Origin of the sequence: Echinicola strongylocentroti (assembly GCF_003260975.1) — a bacterium.
Taxonomy (GTDB): domain Bacteria; phylum Bacteroidota; class Bacteroidia; order Cytophagales; family Cyclobacteriaceae; genus Echinicola; species Echinicola strongylocentroti.
This window is the reverse complement of sequence record NZ_CP030041.1, coordinates 5,404,433-5,419,749: the sequence shown is the minus strand read 5'-3', so window position 1 is coordinate 5,419,749 and position 15,317 is coordinate 5,404,433. Positions and strand designations below refer to the sequence as shown.

Below are 15,317 nucleotides of genomic sequence, written 5' to 3'. Positions count from 1 at the left end.
ATACCTAATTAACAAATAAAAAATAAGGCCGGACAAAATCAACAATAAGCATGGAGAATACTAATATCCTCCATGCCAACAATTCTCTATCAAAAAGCAGTCCCGTGTGTTTTACGACCAAAAATGGTTAAATATATTATTTTGATATCTAATTTCATTGACCAGTTTTTAAGGTACCAAAGGTCATGAGCTATGCGCTGCTCTTTTTGCTCAGCTGTCTCAGTAGGACCTCTCCAGCCACTCACTTGAGCCCATCCTGTCACCCCAGGCTTAAAGTAATGTCTCACCATGGCTTTATCTACACTACGTTGAAACTCTTCGTTCAAGTATGAACGGTGAGGCCTAGGGCCCACCACACTCATATCACCCATGAAGACATTGGCAAATTGCGGCAATTCATCGATACTGTATTTTCTAAGAAACTTACCCACCTTTGTGATACGAGGGTCGTTTTCGACTGTAGAGGCTTTTCCAGTATTATCATTTTCTTTCATCGTTCTGAACTTAAAAACCCTAAAAGGCTTCCCCCCTTTTCCTATCCTAACCGGACAATAAAATGCCGGTCCCGGACTATCAAGTTTAATCAGTAGAACAATTACAAAAAACAATGGGGACAACATCAACAAAATCAAACTCGAAAAACACCAATCAAAACATTCCTTTATGAAAAAGGAAAGCTTATCGTCTAATGGCATTTGTCTAACATTGATCATGTCCATGTTCCCTTGGCGAACCACCTTACATTCTTCACCCAACAAGTTTTGATAATCGGGCACAAACCTCACTCTTGTACCGTAATAATCTGCAGTGGTCAATATTCTCTTGATTTCTTCGGAATACTGTATTGGCATAGCCACGATTACTTCGTCTACTGGATTCTCTTTAAGATAGTCCCCCATAGTATCCAAGTCACCAATATAACTTTCTTCTCCGGCCAATTGTGGCTCAGGTGCATTCTGGTATTTAACCATGCCCTTCACCTGGTATCCCTTGTTGGGGTTTTCCTTAAAGTAAGAATTCACTCTTCCGACCATTTCTCCTTGCCCAGTCACCAACACATTCTTACCAACCCCTCCGTTGTTCTTTAATCTATTGATTATACTCAAAATCACGAAATTGGTAACAATCCCGATCAGAGGAAATCCTATGGAAAAGGAAAGTACTACTTTCCTAAAGGTGGGAGGAAAGGTAAATAGCAAGTACACTAAACCTAGCACCACCACCAGAATGGCACTTGATTTTAGGTAGTTTAAAATCCTTTTGGAAAAGTCCCCATTAAGATCAAAGAAATATAGCTTTCTCCACTTAACAATAACAAACCAAATAGAGACCAAACCCAAGAAAAGAGCCCAATCCAACCCTTGCACACCAGTGTCTTTAAAGATATATAGTGAAACGAGGAAAGTAATCCCTAATATTACGGTGTCCCAAATGAAGAAAAAACCCGCGACAATTTTATTAGCATTATTCATAATAGAGTCAAATAAAAATTTACAACTGTCATTTTTAGATAAATATTTGCAATCCACCTCCTTGAGGCTTTATACCAATGAAGCAACCTAATATCTCCTAATGTCTAATCATTACTGTAGAGAATCTTCCATGTTCCTTTTGTTTTTATTTGATACACAAATATCCTATATGCTGTTTTCACTGGTACGCAGTGTCCTTTTACACAACACTAATTTAGAGTAAGCAACACAAGAATGCAAACAAAATACATTAAAATTAATTTAAAAAACATTTTTCATGGTTTAAAAAACACATCCGATTGAAGCAATTCTGTACAGGTATTCAAAAAAAACGTAAACATACGAGCCTTAATCATCAACATACGTATTTCAAGATTTATACAACTTCAAAAAATACATTGAGAAAAAAAAATCTCCAAAAATCAAATAAACACCATAATACTCCCTAAGATAAAAATTAATCAACAATCCCTTAACAAATTTATCAATTCATAAACAAATCAAGCACTTCCACTTATAATTCACAATCCAACCTAGGTCAACTCTAAACGATATATGGCACGTCCTCCTTAAAACCGAAATCAATGCTGTTTTGTTAAGAATTAGGAGGCTTCTGTTAAAGCATATAATCAACACCAATATTACCAAATACACACTAACCTTAGGGGCATCGAATCTGGGCTAAACTACTGTTCGTTATTATTTATTATTTTTGTTGATCAAATAATTTTTTTGCCGTAAATAGTGGAAAATCTTGCCAAAAAAACCACTTACAAATAATCATACCATGGCACGAGGAACAGAAGACTATTACGACGAATTTGACGACTTCGAGGAAGACGAAAAATTCACTCCAGATGACTTTGACGAGGATGTTTATGATCTGGACGATGATGAAGCATTAGAAGAAAATCTAATCGATTATGAAGAGGATGATTTGGACGATTTCGATGATGATTTCGATGATGATTTTGACTGATTGGTGACCAATTGGCCTTTCATATTAAAATGACTGGCCAGTTTTCTTTATTATATTTTGACCAATGCCATCGACGTATTAAATTGCGGAAGATTTAGCATTCATTTAAACATTATAAATATGTTACTGGAAATATTCAATTCCCCCCTTGGCTCAGGAGCCCAGTTATTTATATTAATAGTATGTATCCTCATTGGTTTAGGAGCAGGAATTTCCAATATAGATATTAGAAATACGCTTTTCAAAGGAGACAAGAAAGAGGATTAATCAATCCACGATAAATGCAACAAAAAAGGGAGCTGAATCAGCTCCCTTTTTTGTTATCTTACATTTCCCATTAATTTTCTAATTGGCTTGGTGATCAGTAAAAGAAGCAGCCCTGCTCCCACGGACACCATTACGATCAACATATATTGATCGGGCATTTCGGCTACAGCCTCTTTGGTTTCTCCACTGGCCTCTCCAGCTATAATCCCCGCTACGAGGTTTCCTAGTGCCACGGACAAGAACCACATGCCCATCATTTGTCCCTGAAACTTCTTCGGCGCAAGCTTAGTCGTAAGGCTTAAACCCACCGGACTCAAACTCAGCTCGCCAAAAGTGTGAAATAGATAGGTGAACAGTAGCCAACTGGGCGCTGCCATATCACCTGAAGCAGCTACCTTCGCAGCAAAATACATCACCAAAAACCCAACCCCTAACAACAACAGACCAAAGGCAAATTTGATCGGTGAACTCGGCTCCAAATGCCGCTTGGCCAGCCAAACCCATAATGCAGCAAAAATCGGGGCAAAAATCACTATAAATAAGGAGTTTGCTGACTGGAAATACCCTGATGGTATCTCCCATCCCATCACTTGCCGATCTGTAAACCGTTCAGCAAAAAGATTCAGCGTGGAGCCAGCCTGCTCAAATCCAGACCAAAATAGGGCACCAAAACAAAGCAAAATAGCAATTACGCCTACTTTCTTCTTTTCATCCCTGGTCAAGCCTCCAAACAGTAAAATATAAATAAAGAACGCCGCAGCGACGACTCCAATCACTTTATAAGAAGCGTCAGCTATCATTGCAGCATTAATGACTATTACTCCTTGAAACATTAGAAAAAGCACAACCGCTACTACTACTACCGTAAGGAATGTAAATAACCTTAACCTCCTCCTATGGGCGATCTCTTCCTCTGACTGCGGCTCTGCCAAGTCTCCCTTGCCCCTTAGCGTCCCTGAAGTCAACCTATACTGAATCAACCCTAGGATCATACCAAAGCCTGCAGCTCCAAAACCTAAATGCCAGTCAATTTCCGCAAAAGTACTACAAATAATCGGTGCAATAAATCCACCGATATTGATCCCCATATAAAAAATGGAAAAACCTGCGTCACGCTTGGAGCTACCGTCATGGTACAACTGCCCAACGATAGAACTGATATTCGGTTTCAGAAGCCCCGTCCCTACTACGATTAGAATCAAACCTAAAAAGAAGGAAGTCGTATCCAAGGAGCTCAACGCTGATGTTGCTTCATGACCTCCATCCAAAAGTGAAAGAATCCCCGGTAATCCCATAGTGAAATGCCCTAAGGCAATGATAATCCCACCATACCACACCGATTTTTTAAGTCCTAGAAGCCTGTCAGCAAGCCAGCCTCCCGGTAATGCCAAAAGGTAAACTCCCATGGTGTACAAACCATATATAGCACCGGATGTCTTGTCATCAAAACCAAGCCCCCCGTCTATTACCGCAGTGGTCATAAACAAGATCAAAAGCGCCCTCATTCCATAATAACTGAAGCGCTCCCACATTTCGGTAAAAAACAATGTCATCAATCCTCTCGGATGGCCAAACATGGATGGCCCATCAAAACCTCTGTCAATTTCGTGGTTTTTCGTTTCTTCGTTCTGTAACATTTGGGTATATAATTCCTGAATTAATTAGCTATTTAATCCTACAATGATAAGAGATTTTTTCCTAATCTATCAAAAATGTCCCATTTTGTTACACCATCATATTAATCGATTTAGGAACACTGGCACCATCCTCTATCTAACATGCCGTTACATGACTACCTCAACAGGCACGTTAAAAACACCCTCCGAAATCGTTTGAAAAAGCACTTTTTTTCCAACAATACAGCTATGGTAAATGCTATTTCTTATATATTTGTAACAATACCTTTTTTGTATAACCCAAATAACTTTATAGCTATATGTTCAGTACAAGCCCTACTACTGATCAGTCGCAATTGCACGAGCAATTGGACAATGGTCAGGTAAAACTCAATCTTACTCCAGCTGAACTCCTCGAGCAGTCTCTCGCGAGAAAAGAAGGCACCCTTACAGACACTGGTGCTCTGATGACTGACACAGGAAAATTCACAGGAAGATCCCCAAAGGACCGATATATCGTTTCTGACGAGACGACCAAAGGAAATATTTGGTGGGGAAGTATCAATATTCCTCTTTCGGAATCTCATTTTGACAATATCCTCGATAGGATGTGCTCTTATCTCAAAAAATCACCCCTCTACGCAAGAGATGTTTATGCAGGGGCTGACGCAAGGTACAGACTAAACATTCGGGTTTACACTACGTTGGCTTGGCATAATTTATTTTGCCATAACATGTTCCTGAGACCTGACCAGGAAGAATTACAACACTTCAAACCCGAATATACGGTAATCTGTATCCCTGAATTCGAAGCAGATCCATTTGTAGATGGTACCAGAGGAAAGAACTTCACCATTATCCATCTCAGTAAAAAAATAATATTGATCGGTGGCACTGCCTATGCTGGCGAGATCAAAAAAGGGATCTTTTCCGTCATGAATTACCTCTTGCCATTAAAAGAAAAGGTATTGTCCATGCATTGTTCGGCAAACATCGGTAAGGCTGGTGATACCGCAGTATTCTTTGGATTGTCCGGAACAGGAAAGACCACACTGTCCGCAGACCCCGAAAGAAAACTCGTAGGAGACGATGAGCATGGCTGGACCAATAACGGAATATTTAATTTTGAAGGAGGATGCTACGCAAAAGTAGTGGATATCAACAGAGACCGAGAACCCGAAATCTGGGATGCCATTAAGTACGGGGCTATCCTGGAAAACACCCGCTACTTTCCCGGAACCAGGACCGTAGACTATACGGATAAGCACCTCACGGAAAATACCCGAACGGCCTATCCTCTCCATCACATACAAAATGCGATTGTACCACCCTTGGGCACTATTCCCAAAAACATCTTCTTGCTCACCGCGGATGCCTTTGGAGTGATACCTCCCATCTCAAAACTCAACAATAGCCAAGCAATGTACCATTTCATTTCAGGATATACCTCAAAAGTAGCAGGCACGGAAATGGGCATTTCTGAACCAAAAAAAACATTTTCTGCTTGTTTTGGTGCGGCATTCTTACCACTTCACCCCACAATGTATGCTACACTATTCGGTAAGAAAATGAAAGATCATGACGTCAATGTCTGGTTGGTCAATACTGGCTGGACGGGTGGTTCTTTCGGCATTGGCACACGCATAAAGCTAAGCTACACAAGGGCAATGATCACTGCAGCCCTGGAAGGCAACTTAAAAAATGTAACTTACCGAACCCACGAGATATTCAATGTAGCCATTCCCCAAACCTGCCCTAATGTCCCTAGTAACCTACTCAATCCAAGGGACACATGGGAAAATCCTTTGGAGTATGACCACAAAGCTCACCAACTGGCCTTGGCCTTTGCAGAAAACTTCAAACAATTCGAGGACTTCGCATCTGGTGAAATCATGGCGGGAGCTCCCAACTCATAAAAAAAGCCCTCCATAAAATGTGGAGGGCTTTTTCTTATTCTTCTTCCTTATCCAACCCGTGTTCTTGTTCAAATTTATTTCTTCTGATCTCAAATCGCTCTAACTCTTCATTGAGTATATCAAGGGACTCATTGTAGCGCGTATACAAATCTCCCATATTTTTCTCCATGTTTGAAAAATTGAACTCCATGGCATCAAGTTGGAGCTGGGAAGCTTTCTCTATCAAAGCCACTTGGCTATGTTTTAGGTCATCCAATAACCTCAAAGCTCTGTCCATTTTCTCTAACTTTTCTCTATTATTCATGATTAAATAAGTTTGGTTAACATAAGATAATCAAAAAACACACCAAAATAAATAAAATAGGATTTTTTTGGTAAAAAATATACAAAATAAGCTATTTACACCAATATTAATCTGTTATCATCACAGGAAGTTTTACTATATTTGCATGAAACAATTAATTCATGAAAACAGCAGAAATAATAACAGAAAAAGGGACCATGAAGGTGGAGTTTTATGAAAAAGACGCTCCCAATACGGTTAAGAATTTTGTAGACCTCTCTCAAAAAGGATTTTACGATGGACTTACCTTTCACCGAGTAATTCCAAACTTCGTTATCCAAGGAGGCTGTCCCAAAGGGAATGGCGCAGGCGGACCTGGATACACCATTGATTGTGAACTAGATGGAGATAACCAGCACCATGAACGTGGCGTCCTATCGATGGCCCATGCTGGTAGAAACACCGGTGGCTCGCAATTTTTCGTTTGTCATAGCAGGGACAATACCGCTCACTTGGACAGAAACCATACGTGTTTTGGAAAAGTCGTAGAAGGCCTGGATGTAATTGACCAAATCCGCCAAGGCGACAAAATCGAAAAAATCATTATTTCTGAAACAGAATAACCATTTTTCGCATAGGAAGCTGTTCAACCCGGATTATGCGTTAGGAATCGTAGTGAGAGCTGAAATTGCAAGAAAATCAGTTAGTTTGGAGGTATTAGCGTAGCACCGCTACGGTTATGCCGAAAACTAAAGTGAAACGGCTGATTTTGAAGCAGTTTCAGATCGCAACAGATAGGCTAATGTATATTCCGGGTTCAACTAGCCTCTTATTTTTTTGTCTAACTAAATAACATTCCCGCTATCGTCGCAGTCATCATACAGGCCAATGTCGCTGCTAAAAGCGCATGCATGCCCAGTTTTGAAAGATCACCTTGCTGTCCCGGTGCAATGCTCCCGATCCCCCCCACTTGGATGGCAATGGAGCTAAAGTTAGAAAACCCACAAAGGGCATAGGTAGCAATGATGATTGATTTTGGAGATAAGTTACCTTCCGCTTTCATGGATGATAAATCAGAATATGCCACAAACTCGTTGATCACTGTTTTCTGACCTAACAGCGAGCCAACCTGAAGGGTGTCCTGCCACTCCACGCCCATCAACCAAGCAAATACACGAAAAACTTGACCTAGGATATACTCCAACGAAAACCCATCAAATCTACCATTGGTAGAACTGACCACTATTTCATTAAGCCCAGTCATGTCCCCCAACACACCCGACAAAAGGTAGTTGAGCATCGCAATCACAGCTATAAAGGCAAGCAACATCCCGCCTACATTCAATGCCAACTTCAACCCATCGGAAGCTCCTATCGACATGGCATCGATTAAGTTTACCCCCATACCATCGCTGTTCACTTGCAGCTTATCATTCAAGTTTTCCTTATTGGTCTCAGGGATGATCAACTTTGACATTACTATAGCAGCGGGGGCATTCATAATGCTTGCTCCCAATAGGTAAGATGCGAATTTACTTTGTTCTGCGGGATCGTCTCCTCCTAGAAATGCCACATACGCAGCCAACACGCCTCCCGCAATGGTGGCCATGCCTCCGGTCATGAGGCACATCAGTTCAGATCGGGTCATCGTAGGAATAAAAGGCCTGACGAGCAGCGGTGCCTCCGTCTGACCTAGGAATATGTTACCTGCTGCTGAAAGGCTTTCTGCACCAGAAAGCTTCATGGTACGAGCCATCACCCAAGCGATGCCATATACGATTTTCTGTAAGACACCTAAATAATAGAGCCCAGCAGAGACTGTCGAAAAGAAAATAATAGTAGGCAATACCTGAAAGGCAAATATGGTCCCAAACGAATCTGTGGCCAAATCACCAAAAAGAAAAATCGCTCCAGCTTGCGCAAAGCTCAATAGCTTGACAAAAGCACCACTCACACTGGCAAAAACTTTTTCAACAAACGCCACTTTTGTAATCAAAAACCCAAACACTATCTGCAACACCACGCCGATCCCCACTAATCTCCAATCCACCGATTTTCTATTTGCTGAAAAAAGAAAAGCAACGCCCAGAAGCGCTACAATCCCTATTACACCTCTCAAATAATCCATATTTCACATTTGTTGGCCAACAATCGCTGGCTTGCCCAATTAAATAAAAAGTAAATATAAGGTATTTTAAGGCATGAATAGAAACAAAAAACCTGAGCTTTTATTGCCCAGGTTTTTCATACTGTTAATTCCTTCGGTTTATCTCATCTCTGATCCGGGCAGCTTGTTCATAATCCTCACTGTTTATGGCCTTATCAAGCATTTGGTTAAGCTTATCCAAGCTATAATCCTTGAGGGGTTCGTGCTGCCGAGGTTTGGCAGAAGCTACTTTCTTACCCTCAGGCTTGGCCTTTTCATCTCCTTTTCCTTCCTCTTCTTCATTGAATTCGATAGCAGCCTCAGACATTACTTTGTTTTCACAATAGATAGGAGCATCAAAACGGACAGCTATTGCTATAGCATCAGAAGGCCTCGCATCTATTTCCACATTTTTCTTCCCATCCTTGCAGACAATTTTGGCATAAAAAACACCCTCTCTCATGTCCGAAACCAAGATGTACCCCACCGAAAACCCAAAATTGCTCGCAAAAGATTTGAACAAATCATGTGTCATGGGACGATTGGGAACGATCTTTTCTATTTCGATGGCAATAGCTTGCGCCTCAAACATCCCAATGACAATCGGCAACCTTCTCGTGCCAGTAGTCTCTCCCATCACCAGTGTAAATGAGCCTGACTGGGAGTGATTCGATGATAAACCTAATATTTCTAGTTCTACTGTGTTCTCCACTCGCTTTTATTTTATTGCTTTGATAGCCTCTGTAAGTTTTGGCAAAATTTCAAAAGCATCACCAACTATCCCATAGTCTGCAGCCTTGAAAAATGGTGCTTCCGGATCTTTATTGATCACTACAATGTTTTTGGAAGCGTTTACACCTGCAAGATGTTGAATAGCGCCTGAAATTCCAACTGCTACGTATAAACTTGGTGCTACTTTTACACCTGTCTGTCCTACGTGCTCATGGTGAGGTCTCCAGCCACTATCAGAAACGGGCTTGGAACACCCAGTAGCCGCTCCCATTGCTTTTGCGAGATCTTCGATAAGGTTCCAGTTTTCAGGGCCTTTCATGCCGCGACCTCCCGATACGATAATATCTGCTTCCGGCAGCGAAATCTCACCTGTAGCCTTATCCGTCGAAGTAATCTTGGCAGCAAAATCCCCCTCTTCCAATGTCACATCAAGCGCTTCTACTGTGGCAGCGCCACCGTATTCTTTAAGAGGAACGGCATTTTTCTTTACTGCAAGTATCTTATGGGGTGTAGTGATAAGGGTACTGGTAAATGCCTTGCCGGTATAAATGCTCCTTTTCACTTTATATCCACCATCTTCATCAGGTAAAGCGACCACATTGGAAGCCAATCCAGCTTTTAGCTTCACTGACAGCCGAGCTGCCACAGCGTCTCCAAGAGAAGATTTGGCCAATACCAAGGTATCCGCACCTGCTTTTTCGTACGCTTGGGCTACCGCACTGGCATGAGCTTGGATCACACCGGCATTGAGTTTTTCATCGGCTATGTGCAGTACTTTTTGTGCTCCTGCTGTACCAGCTTTTGCCAGCTCATTCTCTTCGATGGCTCCCAGCGCAACAGCCACTACCTCCTTGCCTTCTTTTTCGGCCAAGGCGCTCGCATAAGAGACTGCTTCTAGTGATGTTTTTTTGATAGCACCTTCTGCGTGCTCTATATATACTAAAATAGACATGTTAATTCAGTTTTTTAATGAAGGAAAAATTTAAAGAACTTTAGCATCGGTCTGCAGCAATTGCACCAACTCTTGCACATTGTCCTTATCGATCAGCTTTACAGCCCCTTTTGCAGGTGGCAGTTCATAACCGACCGTCTCAGTAGCTGCTTCATCACTAACTGCCTCTACCACGTTCAAGGGCTTGGTACGTGCGGACATTATTCCCCGCATATTGGGAATCTTCCATTCTGCAATGGGTTCTTGACATCCCGCCACAAAAGGCAGCTTCACTTCCAACTGTTCTTTTCCACCTTCTATTTCACGAGAAATCTTCGCTACTTCTCCTTCTAAGTCCAGTTTCATCACAGGAGAGACAGATGGCATACCGAGGGTTTCAGCTACCATCCCATGTACCATACCGCCATTAAAATCGATCGACTCCCTGCCCATCAAGATCAAATCATAGCCGCCTTCCTTGGCATAATGAGCGATTTGATTGGCCACAAATAGTGAATCGGAAGGAAAGGCATTTACTCGAATGGCCTCATCGGCACCGATCGCCAAGGCTTTCCTTAAGGTTGGCTCAGTTTCGGCTTCGCCTACATTAAGTACCGTGAGCTTGCCACCCGTCTGATCACGAAGCTCCACCGCTCTGGCAAGTGCATAGTCATCATAAGGCCCAATAATAAACTGAACACCGTTTTTATCAAATTTAGTGTTATTGTCTGTAAATTGGATTTTGGATGTGGTATCCGGCACGTGTGTAATACAAACCAGAATTTTCATATATTTTATATTGTTAGTTGTCTACTAAATTCTTTTTCAAAAACGCCTATTGGGTAATGTCGCCTCCTATAAGCATCATCACTCATGACAAGTACTGTCTATAATAACGATAAAATGGCCTGGATAATTTCATTGGAAAACATCATCAAAAATAGATCTTGCAGGCTTGCCTTTTGAGTACGATACTATTGGATAGCTTTTCATTCGCTATAGAATGTCCAAAAATAAAAAAAAGGCCGTTCAATACCTATCCCGAATGAATTGATTTTGGCTATGGACAATAATTTATGGTTATACCTTACCACTAGCTATACACCACTTGATAAATCCAACTACCTTCCATTAAGACTGAACCGTTTTCTGAACCATTGGGCCAAAAAAATCAAGGTCCAAGCAATATCTCTTGGGAGAATGATTTTCGACACACTTTCTTCATAACCTCGGTTCGATTATAAAACCGTCCCCGTACAATATCGGCACATGCACTGCGAGCCTGTCTGAAGCCAAAGGCAGGCCTGTCTGGAACCAAACAGGGTTTTAGGAGGAGATTTGAGGGAGTGGAAGCCGTGGCAGCTCGCCGCTGCGAGTTGCAACACTCTTTTTCAACCCACCTCCTCTTAAAAAGATGTTCACCATGGGTGTTGCCCATGGCTAAGGTTGCTACACCCTTTCAGGGCTTTTTTTATACACTTGGCTTTTCCAGTATAAGCAAAAAAATCAGCGCAAACCATCATCATCCGCGGAATCAGCGTGCTATCCAAATCACCTCCAATCCCCAACTTTTACACTTGATCTACAATCAGGCTATCCACCACAATGAAATGGGCTTTCAAAACATCCTTTTTACCTTATATTTGCACTTTACCCATCATTGAAGACCCGACAGCTTATGGCGAATACATCACGAATAGAATTATTGCAGCAATTTGTAAAAGATGAACCTGACAATCCTTTTAACATCTACGCCCTGGCGCTAGAATATCAAAACATCGACTTAAAAAAAGCGGTAGGCTATTTTGATCAACTGTTGGATAAGCACCCAGAATACCTTCCTACCTACTTCCATGCCGCTGCTTTGAATGCAGAAATAGAAGAGATCGAAAAGGCGCTTTCCATCTACAAATCAGGCATTGAGCTTGCCAAATCCCAAAATGACCAACATGCACTAAGGGAACTCAAAAATGCCTTTCAGAATTTCTTGTTCGAAAATGACTTGGATGAATAACTGTTTCTGGAGAGAAGATAGACATTGCCCCAATCCAACTGATAGTAAACTTTATAATTTTACCACGATTTTGCCCGTCTGCTTTCCTGCTGACATTCGCTCAAAAGCCTCCACCGCATTCGAAAAATCAAAAACCGAGTCCACCACTGGAGTGATCTCTTGCTCAGTGACAAACTGCACCATTTCCTCAAAATCCCTGTCGCTTCCCATCGTAGTCCCCTGAATGGTCAGTTGGTTCCAAAAAACCCTTCTAGCATCCAGCATAGGAGGATTGCCAAGCGTAGCTCCATAAAACACCAACTTACCGCCTGGTTGCAATGCTTGGATCAGGTTAGAAAAAGTAGCCCCCATGGCCGAATCGATGATCAATTCAAATCCACCTGTTTGATCCACCGCTTGCTGAGCCCAGTTTTCATCGTTATAATTAAAGCCACCAGACACTCCCAATGCTGTCGCTTTTTTCAGTTTCTCCTCACTCCCACTGTTCACATAAACTTCCGCACCTGCAGCGATACCGAATTGGGTCGCAAATTGGGCCACACCGCCTCCAAACCCGGTAACCAAAAGCTTCATTCCCTTCTTAAGCTGGCCATGATAGAAGGCCGCTCGATATGCCGTCAAGCCTGCCAATGGCAATGCCGCCGCTTCTTCAAATGATAAATGAACCGGTTTTTTACATAACCTAGAAGCATCCACTTGCACATATTCTGCGAGGGTGCCATTTCCGGGCATTCCCAATATCTGAAACTCGCCCGATTGGACTTCTTGTTTATCCCCCCAAAAATTAGCAGCATTGATGATGACCTCCTTGCCTAACCAACCTTTGTCCACCTTTTCTCCTACTTCTTCCACCACTCCGGCACCATCGGATCCCAAAATGATCCCATTTTTGATATTGGGGTATTTCCCTTGCCGGCACCACTCATCACGGTGGTTCAAAGCCGCAGCTTTTACTTTTACTTTCACCTCTTGGGGTTTTAAGTTGGGTAAAGTCACTTCTTTGATAGCGATTCCTGAAGTATTTTCCTGATCTAAAACAAGTCCTTGCATAGTTGGTTATTAGTTATGTGGTTATTGGTTGTTTCATTCATCTGTGCACTTCCCGCCCCATGAGCAGAACTGTCTACACGGCAGTTAGCGCGGGTAGTATTCCTGCGTGTACCCGAAGGTTTCCCTGACCGCGGCCGATGGTGTTCCTGAGCGTAGCTGCAGCTGTTCTTGAGCGTAACCGAAGGTGTTCCTGAGCGTAGCCGAAAGTACTCCTGAGCGTAGCCGAAAGTGCTCCTGAGCGTAGCCGAAGGTGTTCTTGAGCGTAGCCGAAAGACTAGAACGGCGCAGGCTCATTACTCCCCATGCCTCCTGGGAAACCATCCTCTTCATCAGGGCCGTTGGCTTTACTCTGGATCCTGATCATGTTACTATCGTCAAAATCTTTGCCACCAGCAGCGCTCGGGAATTTATTGCCATACATGGCTTCCTGACCTTGCGGCTGATAAGGCACATTCAAGTCCAAGTCCGTAAACTTGGTGTATTTACCGATAAATCGCAATTTGACCGTCTCCAAAGAACCACTCCTGTGCTTCGCAATAATCACCTCTCCTGTGCCCATAGTACTATTGCCTTCTTCATCCTCATTGATACCATAGTATTCTGGACGGTAAAGGAACATTACAATATCCGCATCCTGCTCGATCGCTCCGGATTCCCTCAAATCGGACAGCTGTGGCCGCTTGTCTCCGCCCCTTGTCTCCACTGCCCTTGACAACTGGGAAAGCGCAATCACCGGCACTTCAAGCTCTTTGGCAATTTTCTTAAGGGCCCTGGAAATACTGGAAATCTCCTGCTCACGGTTACCACTAGCACTGGCTTTGGAATCGCCAGACATCAGCTGAAGGTAATCGATTACGATCATTTGGATATCACTCTGTGCCTTCAATCGGCGACACTTTGCCCGGAGTTCCAAAATGGACAAGGCTGGCGTATCATCCACAAACAAAGGTGCCGAGGAAAGTTTACTGGTCTTATGGATCAGCTGCTCCCACTCATAATCCGCCAAGTTTCCTTTTTTGATCTTCTCAGAGTCCAATTCTGCCTCTGAAGAGATCAGACGGTTGACCAACTGAACTGCGGACATCTCCAAAGAAAATATCGCCACTGGCCTACTGTGATCCACCGAGGCATTCCGAAGTACAGAAAGCACAAAGGCTGTTTTACCCATCGCCGGACGGGCAGCTATAATCACCAAATCGGATTTTTGCCAGCCCGATGTCACCCTATCCAACGCCGTAAATCCACTCGGCACTCCGGTAAGTCCATCCGCCAAGTCTTTCTTGCCTTCCAGCTCCGTAATGGCTTCACGCATGATGGACTTCATGTCTGCGTAGTTCTTGCGGATATTGTTTTCCGATATCTCAAACAGCGATTGCTCCATAGTATCCAGTAGCTCAAACACGTCCGTCGTCTCTTCGTAAGCTTCCTTCTGAATCTCTGAGCATATGCGGATCATGTGGCGCTTCATGGCCATCTCTGTGATGATCCGGGCATGATATTCAATATTGGCGGCGGAAGAAATCTTTGAGGTCAGTTCCGTGATGTAGTAAGCCCCTCCTGCTACTTCTAGCTTTCCGTTTTTCCTTAGCTTATTGGTGACGGTAAGCAAGTCGATCGGCTCACTTTCATTAAAAAGTTGCAAAATAGCATCATAGATTTCCCTATGGGCATCTTTATAAAAACTGTCTGGCTTAAGAATGTCCACCACTGTGGTGATGGCCTCTTTTTCCAGCATCAGAGCACCAAGCACAGCCTCTTCCAAATCAATGGCCTGGGGTGGGATCTTTCCCACGCCGCCTGCCATGTTTTGCTCTAAGTTATTCTTTCTCCGGAGCGGATTACGCTCCCATCCTGCGGTGTTTCTCTCTGCCATAACAACAAATGTAATGGCTTTACTTCAAACATTTTAAA

General features: G+C 42.8%; 13 protein-coding genes. 4 read left to right on the top strand and 9 right to left on the bottom strand.

What is annotated here, in order from left to right:
* Positions 1-89: 89 nt before the first annotated feature.
* Positions 90-1,472 carry an undecaprenyl-phosphate glucose phosphotransferase gene (locus tag DN752_RS21515; RefSeq protein WP_112785893.1) on the bottom strand — a complete coding sequence of 461 codons (1,383 nt, stop codon included), beginning with the start codon at positions 1,470-1,472 and terminating at the stop codon, positions 90-92.
* Positions 1,473-2,259: 787 nt separating this feature from the next.
* Between DN752_RS21515 and DN752_RS21510 the strand changes: the two genes are divergently transcribed.
* The gene (locus DN752_RS21510; RefSeq protein ID WP_112786647.1) at positions 2,260-2,451 is read left to right on the top strand and encodes a hypothetical protein; all 192 of its coding nucleotides are present in this window, start codon (positions 2,260-2,262) and stop codon (positions 2,449-2,451) included.
* Positions 2,452-2,771: 320 nt separating this feature from the next.
* On the opposite strand, the gene DN752_RS21505 is transcribed toward DN752_RS21510, so the two are convergent.
* Positions 2,772-4,355 carry a peptide MFS transporter gene (locus DN752_RS21505; protein WP_112785892.1) on the bottom strand — a complete coding sequence of 528 codons (1,584 nt, stop codon included), beginning with the start codon at positions 4,353-4,355 and terminating at the stop codon, positions 2,772-2,774.
* Between the two features lie 299 nt (positions 4,356-4,654).
* Here DN752_RS21505 and pckA point away from each other — a divergent pair, with 299 nt between their 5' ends.
* Positions 4,655-6,250, top strand: a complete 1,596-nt coding sequence (gene pckA / locus DN752_RS21500; RefSeq protein WP_112785891.1) for a phosphoenolpyruvate carboxykinase (ATP) — start codon at positions 4,655-4,657, stop codon at positions 6,248-6,250.
* A gap of 34 nt (positions 6,251-6,284) precedes the next feature.
* Here the strand turns inward: pckA and DN752_RS21495 are convergent, their stop codons facing one another.
* Entirely contained in the window at positions 6,285-6,554 is a 270-nt protein-coding gene (locus DN752_RS21495) for a hypothetical protein (RefSeq protein WP_112785890.1), read from the bottom strand.
* Between the two features lie 161 nt (positions 6,555-6,715).
* On the opposite strand from DN752_RS21495, the gene DN752_RS21490 reads away from it, so the two are divergent.
* A complete protein-coding gene (locus DN752_RS21490; RefSeq protein WP_112785889.1) occupies positions 6,716-7,156 on the top strand; it encodes a peptidylprolyl isomerase in 441 nt (146 codons plus the stop codon).
* A gap of 218 nt (positions 7,157-7,374) precedes the next feature.
* Here DN752_RS21490 and DN752_RS21485 read toward each other — a convergent pair whose 3' ends face one another.
* The 4 genes from DN752_RS21485 to DN752_RS21470 all read right to left on the bottom strand — a co-directional run bounded on the left by DN752_RS21485 (position 7,375) and on the right by DN752_RS21470 (position 11,131).
* Positions 7,375-8,661, bottom strand: coding sequence for a NupC/NupG family nucleoside CNT transporter (locus DN752_RS21485; protein ID WP_112785888.1), 1,287 nt, complete (start codon positions 8,659-8,661; stop codon positions 7,375-7,377).
* 124 nt (positions 8,662-8,785) lie between these two features.
* Positions 8,786-9,391: a bifunctional nuclease family protein gene (locus DN752_RS21480; RefSeq protein ID WP_112785887.1), complete on the bottom strand. Its 606-nt coding sequence runs from the start codon at positions 9,389-9,391 to the stop codon at positions 8,786-8,788.
* 6 nt (positions 9,392-9,397) lie between these two features.
* A complete protein-coding gene (locus DN752_RS21475; protein WP_112785886.1) occupies positions 9,398-10,363 on the bottom strand; it encodes an electron transfer flavoprotein subunit alpha/FixB family protein in 966 nt (321 codons plus the stop codon).
* 30 nt (positions 10,364-10,393) lie between these two features.
* Positions 10,394-11,131, bottom strand: a complete 738-nt coding sequence (locus DN752_RS21470) for an electron transfer flavoprotein subunit beta/FixA family protein (RefSeq protein ID WP_112785885.1) — start codon at positions 11,129-11,131, stop codon at positions 10,394-10,396.
* An 889-nt stretch (positions 11,132-12,020) separates the two neighbouring features.
* On the opposite strand from DN752_RS21470, the gene DN752_RS21460 reads away from it, so the two are divergent.
* Positions 12,021-12,356 carry a tetratricopeptide repeat protein gene (locus DN752_RS21460; RefSeq protein ID WP_112785883.1) on the top strand — a complete coding sequence of 112 codons (336 nt, stop codon included), beginning with the start codon at positions 12,021-12,023 and terminating at the stop codon, positions 12,354-12,356.
* Between the two features lie 51 nt (positions 12,357-12,407).
* Here the strand turns inward: DN752_RS21460 and DN752_RS21455 are convergent, their stop codons facing one another.
* Together DN752_RS21455 and dnaB are read right to left on the bottom strand one after the other, a co-directional pair.
* The gene (locus DN752_RS21455) at positions 12,408-13,406 is read right to left on the bottom strand and encodes a quinone oxidoreductase family protein (RefSeq protein ID WP_112785882.1); all 999 of its coding nucleotides are present in this window, start codon (positions 13,404-13,406) and stop codon (positions 12,408-12,410) included.
* Positions 13,407-13,680: 274 nt separating this feature from the next.
* Positions 13,681-15,279 (bottom strand): replicative DNA helicase, encoded by a 1,599-nt coding sequence (dnaB, locus tag DN752_RS21450; protein ID WP_112785881.1) that lies wholly within the window; start codon positions 15,277-15,279, stop codon positions 13,681-13,683.
* Positions 15,280-15,317 lie beyond the last annotated feature (38 nt).